Here is a 15,212-nt window from a genome sequence, read left to right on the forward strand (position 1 = left end):
CGCCCGTTGGGCCCTCCTTCGATGCGACGTAGAAAGAGTGGCGGGCGAAGTGCTTGCCGTCAGATGTTAGAAACAGCGCACCTTATCTGGCAAGAAAAACTGCCTATATGATGCACCATTGGACCGGAACGACCTGTGAATATTGCAGTTGTTTAGAAGTCAGGCACTTGTAAATAAAGACCATTTTTGAAGCGGTGCTGAGTCTGACCCGAAGCACCTTCTAAAAAATCAGAATAATTGCTGCTGATTTTTTAAGCAGTCCACAGAGTCGGTTCCCGCTTTTTCGTCGCTGCTGACTGGGATAGCGTGCGGGGTATGAGCAGTACCCCTCGATTCATTCACCTTCGCGTTCACACTGAATATTCCCTGCTGGAAGGCGCTGTGCGGCTGAAAAAGCTGCCCGGTCTTTGCGAGAAGGCAGAGATGCCCGCCGTTGCGGTGACCGATACCAACTCAATGTTCTCGGCGCTGGAGTTTTCGGTAACCGCCAGCGGGGCTGGAATACAGCCGATAATGGGGTGTCAGGTCGATCTGACCTATGTGCAGCCGCAACCCGGTGAAAAGCCGAAAGCGCCCGCGCCTCTGGTGCTGCTGGCGCAGTCCGAGGTTGGGTATGAGAACCTCATGAAGCTGAGTTCCTGTCTCTATGTGGACAAGGGCGGGCAGTTGCCGCAGGTCACGTTGGAGGAGCTGGCGGATCGGTCGGAGGGTCTGATCTGTTTGACTGGTGGACCAGAAGGCCCGGTCGGGATGTTGCTGCAGCAAGGTCAGCGCCCGGCGGCAGAGGCTCTCGTTGACCGGTTGGCGAGGATGTTCCCGGATCGTTTGTATATCGAACTGCAACGCCATCCGGGCGAGGACGGCCAGCCTGAGGCCGAGCGCCTGACCGAGCGCGGTCATGTCGAGATGGCCTATGCCAAGAACCTGCCTCTAGTCGCCACCAATGATGTCTACTTTCCAACCTCGGATATGTATGAGGCCCATGATGCGCTGATCTGTATCGCCGAGGGGGCCTATGTCGATCAGCAAGCCGGTCGCCGCCGTCTGACCGCGCAGCATTATTTCAAGTCGCAGCATGAAATGGTGACTCTGTTCGCGGATTTGCCCGAGGCCATCGAGAACACGGTCGAGATCGCGCGCCGTTGCGCCTTTATGGCCTATCGCCGTGATCCCATTCTGCCCAAGTTTGCCGATGATGAAGTGGCCGAACTGCGCCGAATTGCGAATGAGGGTCTGCAGAAACGTCTGGCCGTGATCCCTCATGCGGTGACGCCGGAGGAGTATCAGGAACGCCTGGATTTTGAGCTTGGGATCATCGAAGGCATGGGGTTCCCCGGCTACTTCCTGATCGTTGCTGACTTTATCCAATGGTCCAAGGATCATGACATTCCGGTTGGGCCGGGGCGGGGGTCCGGTGCGGGATCTCTGGTGGCTTATGCCTTAACGATCACCGACCTTGACCCGTTGCGCTACAGCTTGCTGTTCGAACGGTTTCTGAACCCTGAGCGGGTCTCAATGCCCGACTTCGATATCGACTTCTGTATGGATCGCCGGGAAGAAGTGATCCGCTACGTTCAGCAGAAATATGGGCGTGACAAGGTGGGGCAGATCATCACCTTTGGTGCGTTGCTGTCCAAGGCTGCCGTGCGTGACATCGGGCGGGTTTTGCAGATGCCTTATGGGCAAGTCGACCGGCTGTCCAAGATGATCCCGGTCGAGGGCGTCAAACCGGTTTCGATCGAAAAGGCCCTGAAGGACGAACCGCGCTTGCGCGAGGAGGCGCGGAATGAAGAGGTTGTGGAGCGGTTGCTGAATTACGGCCAGCAAGTCGAAGGGCTGTTGCGAAACGCCTCGACCCACGCGGCGGGGGTTGTGATTGGCGACCGGCCGTTGGACGCGCTGGTGCCGCTTTATCAGGATCCGCGCTCCGATATGCCTGCGACCCAGTTCAACATGAAATGGGTAGAGCAGGCCGGGCTGGTGAAGTTCGACTTTCTCGGTTTGAAAACGCTGACCGTGATCCAGAACGCGATGGATTTGATCTTCAAATCCGGGCGGCCTTTGCATGTCGCGGCCGACGGGACAGAACTCTATGAACCGGCTGAAGGGGCCGAGAACCAGATCAACGCCATCCCGCTGGATGATGAGGCGACATACAAGCTCTATTCGGCTGCCAAGACGGTGGCGGTGTTCCAGGTGGAATCCTCGGGCATGATGGACGCGCTCAAGCGCATGAAACCTACCTGTATCGAGGATATCGTGGCCCTCGTGGCGCTGTATCGACCCGGCCCGATGGAGAACATCCCGACCTATTGTGAGGTCAAAAACGGGTTGCGGAAAATCGAATCCGTGCATCCTCTGATCGACCATATCCTTGAAGAAACCCAAGGCATCATCGTCTATCAGGAACAGGTGATGCAGATCGCGCAGGTCATGGCTGGGTACAGCCTAGGCGGTGCCGACCTGCTGCGCCGCGCGATGGGTAAGAAGATCAAAGAGGCGATGGATGCCGAACGCCCGAAATTCGAAAAGGGCGCCGCAGAGAATGGTGTGGATGCCAAGAAAGCCTCCGAGGTGTTCGACCTGCTGGAGAAATTCGCCAACTACGGCTTCAACAAATCCCACGCGGCCGCCTATGCGGTGGTCAGCTATCAGACCGGCTGGTTGAAGGCGAACCATCCGGTTGAGTTCATGGCGGGCGTCATGAACTGCGATATCCACCTGACCGATAAACTGGCCGTTTACTTTGAAGAGGTCCGCAAGGGGCTGGACCTGCCTTACATCCCGCCTTGTGTAAACCGCTCTCAGGCCACATTTGATGTGGACAATGGGCATCTTGTCTATGCGCTGGGCGCGTTGAAAAACGTGGGCGTCGAGGCGATGAGCCTTGTGGTTGATGGGCGTCGTGGCGAAGGCGCGCAGGGTCAAGAGAGCGACAAGCCTTTCGTCAACCTGTTCGACTTCGCGCGCCGGGTTGATCTGAAAAAGGTCGGCAAGCGCCCGTTGGAGATGCTGGCACGGGCCGGGGCCTTCGACGAGTTGGACAAGAACCGCCGCCGCGTGTTCGAAAGCCTCGATCCGCTTGTGCAGTATTCGGCAGCGATCCACGAACAGAAGAACTCGAACCAGGTGTCATTGTTTGGTGAGGCCGGGGATGACCTGCCCGAACCGCGCCTGTCGCCGACGCCGGATTGGTTGCCTGCCGAACGGCTCAGCGAAGAGTTCAAAGCCATCGGGTTCTACCTGTCGGGCCATCCGCTGGACGACTACATGCCTGCGCTGAAACGCAAACAGGTGCTGACCCTGGATGAGGTGACGGAAAAGGCGCGCTCTGGCCCTCTGATCGCGAAGATGGCCGGGGTTGTTGCTGGCCGACAGGAAAGGAAGTCTGCCCGCGGCAACCGCTTTGCCTTTGCGCAGCTTTCGGACCCGACTGGAGCGTATGAGGTCACGCTATTCTCAGAAACGCTGGAGAAATCGCGCGAATATCTTGAGACGGGCGCACAGGTGGTTCTGACCGCCGAAGCGACGATGGAGGCCGATCAGTTGAAACTCCTGGGACGTTCGGTTGGCCCGGTGGATTCGGTTGTGGCCGAGGCGGGCGCGACCGGCCTGCGCATCTTCGTCGATCAGCCGCAGGTGCTGCCCACAGTGGCAACCGTGCTGGCGGATGCCGCCAGTGCTGCGAAAGGGGCCGCCAAGGGGCCGATCCAGCTGTGCCTGATGGACCCGGGCTTGCCAGGCGATGTCGAGATGGATTTGGGGCAGGACTTCCCGATCAACCCGCAGATCAAAGGCGCAATCAAGTCGCTGGATGGCGTTCTGTCAGTGGAAGAGGTCTGATCCCGGCTTTGTTGCCACAGCGATGTCCCCCGGCTAGGCTGTAACTGTACATTCTGTGACAGATGAAACAGGAGGGTTAGGGTTTGGCACTTTCAGCTATGGGCTCCAAAGCGTTGGTATTTGCGGGGGCGATCTCGCTTTCCGTGGCGACTGCGGCTTTTGCGGACGACAAAAAGAAGAAGCAGACAATCGAAGGTGCGTTGATCGGCGCCGGAGTTGGGGCCCTGATCGGTGACGGCAAGGGCGCGGCAATCGGCGGTGTGGCCGGTGCGATTATCGGACATAACTGGAAGTGATTGCGATGCGGATGAAAACTCTCAAGCCTTTAGTCTTGGTATCACTTTTGGTGGCTCCGGTCTTTGCTTTGGCCGACGAAGCCGCCCAGCAGATGGTTGACGATGCCCTGCCTGTCATGCACTACACCTGCGCCTCAATCGCTGAAGAGGCGGACGGGGATGAGGCCTTTGTTGTCGAGGTCGTGGGCAAGATGACGGCCCTGTCGCTCTATAATCGTCAGGTCAATATCGAGGACCACGCGGCGACGGATGAAGACAAAGCGCAACTGCGCGAGGCCTTCATCGCCGCTCTGTCCGAGGGCTGTGCTGCGGATAAAAACGCCCTTCTGGGCGGGGTCGTCGACAATGCGGTGAAATCGTCGCTGGGTTTGTGAACGCAATTATCCTGTCTTGCGTCCCGACGCGGGCAAATCGTGGCCGAATTTCAGTTGCTTGATCGTAGAGCCGGTAAACCCACGCCAGTGCTTTCGAACCCGCCATCGGACGCAATCACCTGACCCGTTACGTAGCTGGCTTTGTCCGAACAAAGGAAATAGATCACCTGCGCGATCTCATCCTCCGAGCCGTATCGGTTCAGTGGGATAGCGTCATGATAGGCGGCAATGATTTCGGGCGAGTGAACTGCCATCGCAAGCTTGGTACGGACCGGGCCTGGACACACGCAATTGGCGCGTATACCGAATTCTCCTAGTTCGGCGGCTTGTTGCTTGGTCAGGTGGATGACGCCCGCCTTAGACGTTCCGTATGCTATCCGAAGTGTGCTGGCCCTCAGTCCCGAAATCGATGCGATGTTGACGATAGCACCGCGGCTTTTGCGAAGGGCCGGTATAGTCGCCTGGGATACCAGAAACACGCCATCAAGGTTGGTTTCCATAACGCGACGCCACACCTCGAAATCGTGTTCTTCAATTGGTCCGAAATCTGCGACACCCGCGTTGTTCACCACAGCATCAATGCGATTGAACTCGGTGAGAACGGCCTTGACCAGGCTAACAACCTGATTTTGATCTGAAACGTCCGCGACGAACGCAACCGCACCGTCTAGATCCTTTGCGGCAAGAGAAAGCGCCTCAGAGTCACGATCGATCATCGCAACGTTCCAGCCGTTTTGTAGAAACAGTTTTGTTGTCGCCAGCCCGATGCCACGCGCGGCACCTGTGACAAGAGCAAGTTTGTCGGCCATTGAACGTCTCCTGCCAGTGAACTGATGTTAAAGTATTAGCCTACCAACAAGAGTTCGGAAGGTAACCCTGTGATTAGTATTGGACGTGACCAGCAAGAACCAGAAAAGTAGGCAGCAACATCGAAACCTGTCTCAATAATGCGGTGGGCGCTCGTCTCCGAACGCAACCCCGCCCGAGCCTTCCTGCGCCCGTTCGGCCTCGCGCTGCAGCAGCATTTCGACGCGGCGCGTCAGGCGGTCGATCTCGGATTGCTGGCGTGTGACGACGGTGTTCAGCTCTTCGACCGTGCGGGTCAGATGGGCAATCTGTTCTTCCAGATGCTGCATGTTGATTTCCTTTGGGGTCTGCTTCAGGGACGGTCATAGCGGGCCTGCAAAGCCAAGACCAGCGAAAGCGCGCCTTGCCCCGATGCGGGCCATGGGATAGACCGCGCGCGGAACATGACCCGTGAAGGACGCCCCCGATGGCCAAGCCCAAGAAACAGCCCCGCCCCAAGGCCGTAACGCCGAAAGGGTTCCGTGACTATTTCGGCGAGGAAGTCACGCAGCGCACCGAGATGCTGCGGACGATTGCAGGCGTGTATCATCGGTATGGGTTCGACGCTTTGGAAAGCAGCGCGGTCGAGACCGTCGAGGCGCTGGGCAAGTTCCTGCCCGACGTGGACCGCCCGAACGAGGGCGTCTTTGCATGGCAGGAGTTCGACGAAGGCGGCTCGAAAGGTTCTGGGGGCGACTGGATGGCCCTGCGCTATGACCTGACCGCGCCCTTGGCCCGGGTCTACGCGCAGCACCGCAACGACCTGCCGACGCCCTATCGCCGTTATGCGATGGGGCCGGTCTGGCGGAACGAAAAGCCGGGGCCGGGGCGGTATCGTCAGTTTTATCAGTGCGATGCGGATACGGTTGGCACCGCCTCGATGGCGGCGGATGCCGAGATCTGCGCGATGCTGTCGGACACGCTGGAGACGGTGGGTATTCCTCGCGGTGACTATCTGGTGCGGGTGAACAACCGCAAGGTTCTGAACGGAATCATGGAAATTGCCGGCATCCTTGACGAATCTGATCCAGAGCTTTTCGCGCACGAACGTGGAATTGTGCTTCGTGCAATCGACAAAATTGACCGACTAGGAAGCCAAGGCGTCAAGGATCTTCTCAGTGTAGGCCGAGAAGATGCTTCGGGGGCTTTCACAGAAGGCGCAAAACTTTCCGCGGAGCAAGTCGAAATTGTCATGGGGTTCGTAAACGCGGACACCAACATCCAAAATGATATCGAGGAAACAACCCGGATACTAAAGTCTGAGGGCATGGACGAGGGTCTTTTGACGAATGCTCGCTATGCAAATGATGCCGATTGGATTTCTTTACTAGGCCGTGGTGTCAAAGAGAGCGCCATTAGAAATAAGTTCGCAATAAAATATTTGAAATCAATCGTTTCAGAATCGACAACTGGAATGAAAGGTATTCAAGAGTTGGAAGAGATTGCCGAACTATTGGATGCACAAGGGTACTCCGCAGATCGGATTATGATCGACCCGTCGGTAGTACGCGGACTCGGCTACTACACCGGCCCGGTCTACGAGGCCGAACTGACCTTTGAGATTTTCGACGAGAAAGGCCGCAAGCGGCAGTTCGGTTCTGTCTCGGGCGGCGGGCGCTATGACGATCTGGTCAAGCGCTTCACCGGGCAGGAAGTGCCCGCGACGGGTGTGTCGATCGGTGTTGACCGCCTGCTGGCCGCTCTGCGCGAAAAGGGTCGTCTCAGCGCGCAGGCGACAGGGCCTGTGGTTGTCACCGTGATGGATCGCGACCGTATGGCTGACTATCAGGCGATGGTGGCTGAGCTGCGCAATGCGGGTATCCGGGCCGAAGTCTACTTGGGTAACCCCAAGAACTTCGGCAATCAGCTGAAATATGCGGACAAGCGGAACTCTCCCATCGCGGTGATTGAAGGGGGTGACGAAAAGGCGGGCGGCATCGTTCAGATCAAAGACTTGATCCTTGGTGCCAAAATCGCCGAAAGTGCCACGCTGGAGGAATGGAAAGAACGCCCCAGCCAGTTCGAAGTGCCGCGCGGTGATCTTGTCGCAAAAGTGCGTGAAATTCTGGACAGTCAGGACTGAGCCATGGCCAACCGTTCCCAGATACAGGCCCGCGCCGCGATGATGCGCGTCCGGTTCGAGGCCGCAGGTGCGCAGGTGGTCGATACGCCTCTGTTGCAACCGGCCGAGACATTGCTGGATCTCTATGGCGAAGACATCCGCGGGCGTGCTTATGTCACGTCGGACGCCTTGCGGGGCGAGCAGATGTTGCGCCCGGATTTCACTCTGCCAGTGGTGCAGATGCACATGAGCGACGGCGCAGAACCCGCGCGCTATACCTATTCCGGAGAGGTCTTTCGCCGTCAGGAGCATGACCCGGACCGGTCGAATGAATATATCCAGGTGGGCTATGAGGTCTTTGATCGCGACGACCCATCCGGTGCGGACGCCGAGGTGTTCTCGCTGTTTGCGCTGCAGTTGCGGGGTCTACCTTTGCGGGCGGCGACCGGGGATATCGGAATTCTGACCGCAGCCGTCGAGGGCCTTCGCACGACTGAGCGTCGCAAGACCGCTCTGATGCGGCACCTCTGGCGCCCCCGCCGATTCCGTATTCTTTTGGATCGGTTTGCAGCTCGTAAACCGGGCCCCGAAGGGCGCGACGAGTTGCTGAATGCCGCAGATCCTCTGGACAATGACATTCCGATGATCGGTAAGCGTCGTGCCTCCGAGATCGAGGCGCGGATCGAAGCCCTGCGTGAAGATCGCGACACGCCGCCCATCTCAGACAACGAACTGGCCGGGTTGGAGACGCTGTTGAATGTGCGCGAGACCATGCCATTTGCGCTGGAACAGCTGCGCGATGTCGCGGTTGACCTGCCGCAAGTCACGCAGGCGCTTGATCGTCTTGAAGCCCGGATCGCAGCCATGCAGGCGCGGGGCGTCGATGTTGAGCGGTTGGATTTTGAGGCTGCGTATGGCCGGACCTCGATGGAGTATTACGACGGGTTTGTCTTTGGCTTCTACGCCGAAGGCCGCCCCGATCTGCCACCCATCGCGACCGGTGGGCGCTATGATGCGCTGACCCGGCAGTTGGGTAATGGCGAAGAAATTCCGGCCGTTGGCGGCGTCATCCGCCCTGACCTGATGCTCGAGATCGAGGAGGACGCACAATGAGCCTGAAACTGGGCGTGCCCTCTAAGGGCCGGTTGATGGAGAAAACTTTCTCGTGGTTCGAAAAGCGCGGCATCACTCTGTCGCGCAGCGGGTCGGACCGGGAATATGCGGGCAAGGTTGAGGGGATCGAGGATGTCTCGCTGATCCTGCTGTCTGCGGGGGAAATTCCGCGTGAGCTGGCAGCTGGCCGTATCCACCTAGGTGTCACGGGCGTTGACCTCGTACAGGAAAAGCTGCCGCGCTGGGAACAGCAGGTTGAGGAAATCGCCGCGCTTGGTTTTGGAAAGGCGGATCTGATCATCGCCACGCCTGCCTGTTGGGTCGACGTGGATACGCTAGACGATCTGGATGCAGCCGCCGCCGCGTTCCGCAGAACACATAGTCATCGGCTGCGGATTGCGACCAAGTACCACCGTTTGGTGCGTGAGTTTCTGACCGATGCAGGGGTGGCCGACTATGCTCTAGTCGACAGCCAGGGCGCGACCGAAGGCACCGTGATGAACGAAACCGCCGAGGCGGTTGCCGATATCACCTCGACCGGTGAAACACTGCGGGCCAATCACCTGAAAATCCTTTCGGACGGTCTCATCCTGCAATCGCAAGCGACCCTGTGGCGCAGCCGTGTGGCGAGCTACGATGCTGGCGACAAGGCGGTTCTGTCCGAGCTTTTGGATCGCCTGCGCTGACTACAATATGCCGATTTCGGCCAGAGCGCGGTTCAGATCGTCGGGCAGGGCGTCGTCCTGCTCGCGCGATTTTGGAAGATCGGCAGGGGTGTCTTCGGGTTTCAGATAGCGCCAGCCTTGAAAGGGGCGTTTCAACGCGTTCTGGGTGCGATGCACCTCGGGGTCGAGAACAATGGCGCAGCGACGGATACCGTCCTCACCACGTACCTCGTCAAGGCGCAGGATGCGCTGGCGGCATTGGATCACGCCTTTGATCACCCAATAGATCGAACCTCCGTTCAGGATCTCGGCCTCGCGCTTGGGCCACATGCGCGTCACGTGGCGCGGGCAGCCATCCGCGTAGAGCGGCTTGCGGCTGTCCTGCCACGCCACTAGCGTGTCGACGCTCTCTGACCCGACCGAAAGTTTGACGAGGTTTACGAATTTATCCACAGTTTACCCACAGAGTCGCCCCAAAGGAATTGGTTAAGAAGGTAGGGTTAACGGCCTATTGCATCAAGTCATAGTAGCGCTAGGTGACCAATTTGGTCTATCTTGTATGCCTCGCAGCTGAATAGGAATCGCCAATGAGCCGCTTTGCCGCCCCCATCGCCGAGCAGATCTGGGACATGAAATACCGCTTTAAACAGGCGGATGGCACGCCCATCGACCAGACGGTCGAAGACAGCTGGCGACGTATCGCGCGCGATCTGGCGCGGGTTGAGGCTGACCCGGCCCATTGGGAAGAAAAGTTCTACGCCGCGCTGGAGGATTTCAAATATCTGCCCGCCGGTCGCATCACCGCAGGCGCGGGCACCGCGCGGCAGGTGACACTGTTCAACTGCTTCGTCATGGGCACCGTGCCCGACAGCATGGGCGGCATTTTCGATATGCTGAAAGAGGCCGCGCTGACCATGCAGCAGGGTGGGGGGATCGGTTATGATTTCTCGACCATCCGTCCCCGCGGGGCGGATGTGAAAGGGGTCGCTGCGGATGCATCGGGGCCTTTGTCGTTCATGGATGTCTGGGACGCAATGTGCCGCACGATCATGTCCGCAGGCTCGCGCAGGGGCGCGATGATGGCGACGATGCGCTGCGATCACCCGGATATCGAACAGTTCATCACTGCCAAGTCTGACCCGGCGCGTCTACGCATGTTTAACATGTCGGTGCTGGTGACTGACCCGTTCATGGAGGCCGTCAAAGCCGATGGCACGTGGGAGCTGGTGTTCGGTGGCAAAGTCTATCACACCGTTCAGGCGCGGGACCTGTGGAACAAGATCATGCAGGCGACCTATGACTATGCCGAGCCGGGCGTGATCTTTATCGACCGCATCAACGCGGCCAACAACCTAAGCTATGTCGAGACGATTTCCGCCACCAACCCCTGTGGCGAGCAACCTCTGCCGCCTTACGGCGCGTGCCTGTTGGGATCGATCAATCTGGCCCGGTTGGTGGCCGAGCCTTTCGATGACGCCGCGCATATGGACGAAGATGCTCTGAAAGAGCTGGTCGCAACCGCTGTGCGCATGATGGACAATGTGGTGGATGCGTCGAAGTTCCCTCTGCCCGAACAGGAGGCCGAGGCGCAGGCCAAGCGCCGCATCGGGCTGGGTGTGACAGGTCTGGCGGATGCGCTTTTGATGTTGGGCCTGCGCTATGGCTCTGACGAGGCGGCGCGTCAAACCGAGCGCTGGTTGCACGCAATCGCCCGCGCCGCGTATCTGGCGTCGGTGCAATTGGCGAAGGAGAAGGGGGCGTTCCCCTTGTTCGATGCCGAGAAGTTCCTCGCCAGCGGCACGATGCAGCAGATGGATGACGATGTGCGCGATGAAATCCGCGCGCATGGGATCCGTAACGCGTTGCTGACCTCAATCGCGCCGACGGGCACGATCTCTCTCTACGCTGGGAACGTGTCGTCGGGGATCGAGCCGGTTTTTGCTTATGCCTACACGCGTAAGGTGTTGCAGAAGGATGGCTCGCGCACCGAAGAAGAGGTGGTGGACTATGCCGTGCAGATGTGGCGTGACAAGTTTGGCGACAAGGACCTGCCGGAGTTTTTTGTGAATGCGCAGACGCTGTCTCCGTCGGATCACGTCAAGATGCAGGCCGCGGCGCAGAAATGGATCGACAGTTCGATTTCGAAAACGATCAACTGCCCCGAGGATATCAGTTTTGATGCCTTTAAGGATGTCTACATGCAGGCCTGGGATCAGGGCTGCAAAGGCTGTACGACCTATCGCCCCAATGATGTGACCGGCTCGGTTCTGACCGTATCGGAAAGTGCAGACACGGCTCCGGGTGAAAGCGCGGCTGCACCGCATGAGGTCGATGGCGGTGACGTCGTTTACATGTCCGAGCCGCTGGACCGCCCTCAGTCGCTAGAGGGGTCGACCTACAAGTTGAAATGGCCCGACAGTGAGCATGCGATCTATCTGACGATCAACGATATTGTCATAGGAGGCCGCCGCCGTCCGTTCGAGGTGTTCATCAACTCGAAGAACATGGAGCATTACGCCTGGACACTTGCGCTGACCCGCATGATCTCGGCCGTTTTCCGGCGGGGTGGGGATGTGTCCTTCGTGGTCGAGGAACTGAAGGCCGTGTTCGACCCGCGCGGTGGAGCCTGGGTGAAGGGCAAATATATCCCCTCGATCCTGGCAGCGATTGGCGGGGTGATCGAGCAGCACATGGTCAACATAGGCTTTCTTGAGGGAGAGGGGATGGGGCTGAAGTCGGACCCTCAGGCGCAGGTGGTCAACATGGATGAACCACGTGGTAAGGCGTGCCCGTCCTGTGGGCAGTTTGACATGGTGATGATCGAAGGTTGCATGACGTGCAGAAGCTGCGGTCATTCGAAATGTGGCTGAGGTGAGGGCGCGAAACCCGTTGTGAACCACAAGGCAATAAGAACCCATCTCGTTAGTATTGTCGCCCATACGCAAGGTCATTTGCGCCCACAATCCGAAACTCTTGGGTTTCTAGCGAAGAAATGGCGCCGGGTCTTTGATCGCCGAGACCTTTATGTGCGAGTTGGGAAGTACACACCGAAATCCCGCGAGTTTTGTACCAAAAACAGAATATTGGCTAGCTGCCCGGATCGCATCTGTAGGCATCATTCCCTGACTGACTAGCACGTCAACTTGCGGCAGCTTCTGAACTATTTCCTCTTGCTTGTGTCTCTTGTTCGACATTCGCGGTCCACCGTTTCTCAAACAGAACGGTGGACCAAATCAAACGAAGCACTCCATCGCGTTAATTGTTGAAGAACTCTGCCACTGCATCGGTCGACGCATTCACAGCCTCGGGCTTGTAATAAAAGTCTACGTGGCTGAATTCATCAAACGCCAGCTCTTTGTGGTCATTGGTCAGTTTCTCGACAAATGCGGTCGAGCAGATCGCTGTGGAGGCATTTGTACCGTAGATGGTCAGCGAGGGTTGCACGATTTTGTCCGCATAGGCTTCACAAAGTGAGAACAAAGACTGCATGGGCTGATCAGCAATGTGCATGTTGGTATAGTTGGGAACTGCAACCGGCCCCTTAGCACCATCACGGCCGTAATAGTCATAGGTTTCGCCAGCCATGTCTGGGTAGGCGGCCGCTTCAGTGAACTCTTCACGAGACATTTCGTCGTTCAAGCCGAACGGTGCAACGTAGTCTGGCTCGCCGGTTTCATATTGCTTCTGCATCGAGGCATTTGCTGCGTCGATCATCTGATTGGCCATTTCGCGGCCGGTCCACTGGAACGCGTCCGAGGCCATCATGCCCGACACCATAGCGATTTTCTTGATACGGTGGTCTGTCACCGCTGCCGATGCAATGGTTTGACCGCCCTGACAGACGCCCAGGCCATAGATTTTTTCGACGAAGGGTAGCGTACCCAGGTACGAAACCGCGTCCCAGGTGTTTTCGATCAGGCGGAAATTGTAGCGCGATTGTTTGAATTCACCGGGCAGCGCGGGGCTATCGCCCATGCCCAGATAGTCGAAGCCGAGATAGATGAAGCCACGTGCCGCCATTTCGGGGCCGTAGGTCGCGGGTATTTGATCCTTGATCTGCGGAAACGGGCTGGCTCCCACGATGGTCTTGTAGGTCTTGGTCTCATCAAAACCTTCGGGCAGGTAGAGATCACCGGCCAAATCCACGCCAAAAGATTTAAAGGTCACTGCGTTTTTGCCAGCGATGAAAGTTTCGGAGGTCATGGTTTGGGTCCTTTCGAGGTCGAGCAGGATTGCACCTTGCTAAAGTAAATCGTCTTGTTTACTTATGTTGAGTGGGTGAAGTTTGTAAACAAACTTTTTTACTTTTTGAGGCGAAATCCGTGAAACGTACTGAAAAGAAAAGAAAAGATATCATCGATGCAGCCATCGATGAGTTTCGAGAACAAGGATTTCTGGGGGCCAGGACGACCTCAATCGCCCAAAAAGCAAATGTTTCGAGTCGCACGCTCTACAACCACTTCGAAAGCAAAGAGGCCCTCTTCGAAGCAATCTCAGAAATCATGTTGGAGCAGAACCGGAGTATGCAGCCGGTTGCCTATGACCCAAGTCGTGACTTCGTTGAGCAGCTGAAAGACGCTCTTTGGGGGTACATCTCGATCATAACGGAAGAGACAGCAATTGGTCTAAACCGCATGGTCCTTTCAGAGCTGATCCGCGACCTCGATCGTTCTCGGAAATTCTTCACGGAGACAGAAACGCACGACTACCCGATGACGCAGTTGATCGGCGAAGCCATGGACGCGGGCGTAATCCGAAAGGCTGATCCGGTCTTCGCGACCAACCAGCTCTTGGCACTCGCCAAAAACTTCTTTTTCTGGCCAGAGTTTTTCCTTGGTGAGAACCCGACACCCGAGGGCGTAATGGACGATTGCATTGCCATGTTTATGGCGCACTACAAAACGGGCAGTTGAACCGCTGGTGAGACGCTTTGCGCTGGTCGTCACAATGGCGAAAGAACCGAAGTCGAAGGTCACCTACTGAAGAGATCGCCTATGTTCCGACCTATTTTGAACGACTCACTGCTTCTGACATCGACCGCATAGCTCCGAAATTCAGAAGTTGCAGTGTTCTTCAGTCCAGAACGGTCTTCGGAAAGTAGAATGAGACCGTCCAGTTCGGGATATCCACGATCTCACTGATGCGCAGATCGCCGCAGACCGAGCAGAGCATGTACGCATCAAGCGCTGACATCCCCGTCGTGGCCGAGATCCAGTCGACCATGCCCGCCACCGCATCGCGGGCGGCCTGCATGAGATCCTCGCCTATGCCTGTCGTCGCCTTGTAGCCGGAGGTATCGAAATGGCGTGTGACGGGGCCGTTGGTTTCAAACCGGGGATAGGGCAGGTTTTCGCCTTTGAGAAGGTCGACTTTGATGGCCACGTCCATAGGGCTTTCGATGGCCGTACCGCAAATCTCACCATCGCCTTGTGCGGCATGGGTGTCCCCCAGTGACAACATCCCACCAGCCACTTCGACCGGGAGGTAAAGCGTTGTGCACACGCAATTGTCGCGGATGTCCAGATTGCCGCCCACACGGCGCGGAGGGACGACGGAGTGCAAGCCCGGCTCGGCCAGCGCCAGGCCGATTGTGCCGACGAACGGCTTGAGCGGTACCTTCCCGCCCGGGCCGAACAGAGCAGGGGTCATCGCGGTGGAATCATAGTTCCAAATATGAAGCGCCGCGTCGGGAAACTGATCGGTCAGCAGGCCAAAACCGGGGATGTTGGCGGTCCAACCCCAGCCCGAAGGCTTGAAATCCAGAAAGGTCACGGCAACGGTATCACCGGGCTCAGCCCCTTTGATGTGGATCGGCCCTGTGACCGGATTGACAGCCTCGAAAGACAGCTTGCCCAGATCGGCCAGTGTCGAGGAGGCGTTCAACTGCCCGCCCGAGCTGTCGATGGTTTCGACCTCGACGGTCTCGCCGGGGTCGACGCTCAGGACGGGTTCGATGGAGTTGTCCCAGCCGAAATGGTGGTTGTGTTTGTGAATAGTGTGGTTGCAACCCATG

At 57.7% G+C, this 15,212-nt stretch carries 13 protein-coding genes; 8 read left to right on the forward strand and 5 right to left on the reverse strand.

Features of this window, described 5'->3' with window-relative positions; all coding sequences use genetic code 11:
* The first annotated feature begins 315 nt into the window (after positions 1-315).
* The 3 genes from dnaE (at position 316) to ACP15L_RS17070 (ending at position 4,513) form a co-directional block, all read left to right on the forward strand.
* Positions 316-3,843 carry a DNA polymerase III subunit alpha gene (gene dnaE / locus ACP15L_RS17060; RefSeq protein ID WP_425085092.1) on the forward strand — a complete coding sequence of 1,176 codons (3,528 nt, stop codon included), beginning with the start codon at positions 316-318 and terminating at the stop codon, positions 3,841-3,843.
* A gap of 83 nt (positions 3,844-3,926) precedes the next feature.
* A complete protein-coding gene (locus ACP15L_RS17065; protein ID WP_425085093.1) occupies positions 3,927-4,139 on the forward strand; it encodes a YMGG-like glycine zipper-containing protein in 213 nt (70 codons plus the stop codon).
* Positions 4,140-4,144: 5 nt separating this feature from the next.
* Complete coding sequence (locus ACP15L_RS17070; RefSeq protein ID WP_425085094.1) at positions 4,145-4,513, forward strand: hypothetical protein; 369 nt, start codon at positions 4,145-4,147, stop codon at positions 4,511-4,513.
* Between the two features lie 50 nt (positions 4,514-4,563).
* Here the strand turns inward: ACP15L_RS17070 and ACP15L_RS17075 are convergent, their stop codons facing one another.
* Complete coding sequence (locus ACP15L_RS17075; RefSeq protein ID WP_170680288.1) at positions 4,564-5,322, reverse strand: SDR family oxidoreductase; 759 nt, start codon at positions 5,320-5,322, stop codon at positions 4,564-4,566.
* A 132-nt stretch (positions 5,323-5,454) separates the two neighbouring features.
* Positions 5,455-5,649: a SlyX family protein gene (locus ACP15L_RS17080; protein WP_425085095.1), complete on the reverse strand. Its 195-nt coding sequence runs from the start codon at positions 5,647-5,649 to the stop codon at positions 5,455-5,457.
* Between the two features lie 137 nt (positions 5,650-5,786).
* Here ACP15L_RS17080 and hisS point away from each other — a divergent pair, with 137 nt between their 5' ends.
* The 3 genes from hisS to hisG are packed head-to-tail and all read left to right on the forward strand — an operon-like array spanning position 5,787 to position 9,220.
* A complete protein-coding gene (gene hisS / locus ACP15L_RS17085) occupies positions 5,787-7,442 on the forward strand; it encodes a histidine--tRNA ligase (protein WP_425085096.1) in 1,656 nt (551 codons plus the stop codon).
* Positions 7,443-7,445: 3 nt separating this feature from the next.
* Complete coding sequence (locus ACP15L_RS17090) at positions 7,446-8,534, forward strand: ATP phosphoribosyltransferase regulatory subunit (RefSeq protein ID WP_425085097.1); 1,089 nt, start codon at positions 7,446-7,448, stop codon at positions 8,532-8,534.
* Complete coding sequence (gene hisG / locus ACP15L_RS17095; RefSeq protein ID WP_425085098.1) at positions 8,531-9,220, forward strand: ATP phosphoribosyltransferase; 690 nt, start codon at positions 8,531-8,533, stop codon at positions 9,218-9,220. Before ACP15L_RS17090 ends, hisG begins: the two co-directional genes overlap by 4 nt.
* On the opposite strand, the gene ACP15L_RS17100 is transcribed toward hisG, so the two are convergent.
* Complete coding sequence (locus tag ACP15L_RS17100) at positions 9,221-9,652, reverse strand: DUF1489 domain-containing protein (protein WP_170468402.1); 432 nt, start codon at positions 9,650-9,652, stop codon at positions 9,221-9,223.
* A gap of 134 nt (positions 9,653-9,786) precedes the next feature.
* Here ACP15L_RS17100 and ACP15L_RS17105 point away from each other — a divergent pair, with 134 nt between their 5' ends.
* Entirely contained in the window at positions 9,787-12,069 is a 2,283-nt protein-coding gene (locus ACP15L_RS17105) for an adenosylcobalamin-dependent ribonucleoside-diphosphate reductase (protein WP_425085099.1), read from the forward strand.
* 385 nt (positions 12,070-12,454) lie between these two features.
* On the opposite strand, the gene ACP15L_RS17110 is transcribed toward ACP15L_RS17105, so the two are convergent.
* Complete coding sequence (locus ACP15L_RS17110; RefSeq protein ID WP_425085100.1) at positions 12,455-13,402, reverse strand: alpha/beta hydrolase; 948 nt, start codon at positions 13,400-13,402, stop codon at positions 12,455-12,457.
* A gap of 119 nt (positions 13,403-13,521) precedes the next feature.
* Between ACP15L_RS17110 and ACP15L_RS17115 the strand changes: the two genes are divergently transcribed.
* Positions 13,522-14,112 carry a TetR/AcrR family transcriptional regulator gene (locus ACP15L_RS17115; protein ID WP_425085101.1) on the forward strand — a complete coding sequence of 197 codons (591 nt, stop codon included), beginning with the start codon at positions 13,522-13,524 and terminating at the stop codon, positions 14,110-14,112.
* Positions 14,113-14,272: 160 nt separating this feature from the next.
* On the opposite strand, the gene ACP15L_RS17120 is transcribed toward ACP15L_RS17115, so the two are convergent.
* Positions 14,273-15,211: an acetamidase/formamidase family protein gene (locus ACP15L_RS17120; protein ID WP_425085102.1), complete on the reverse strand. Its 939-nt coding sequence runs from the start codon at positions 15,209-15,211 to the stop codon at positions 14,273-14,275.
* Between the last annotated feature and the right edge of the window lies 1 nt (position 15,212).

Source organism: Ruegeria profundi (assembly GCF_049800715.1).
GTDB lineage: Bacteria > Pseudomonadota > Alphaproteobacteria > Rhodobacterales > Rhodobacteraceae > Ruegeria > Ruegeria profundi_A.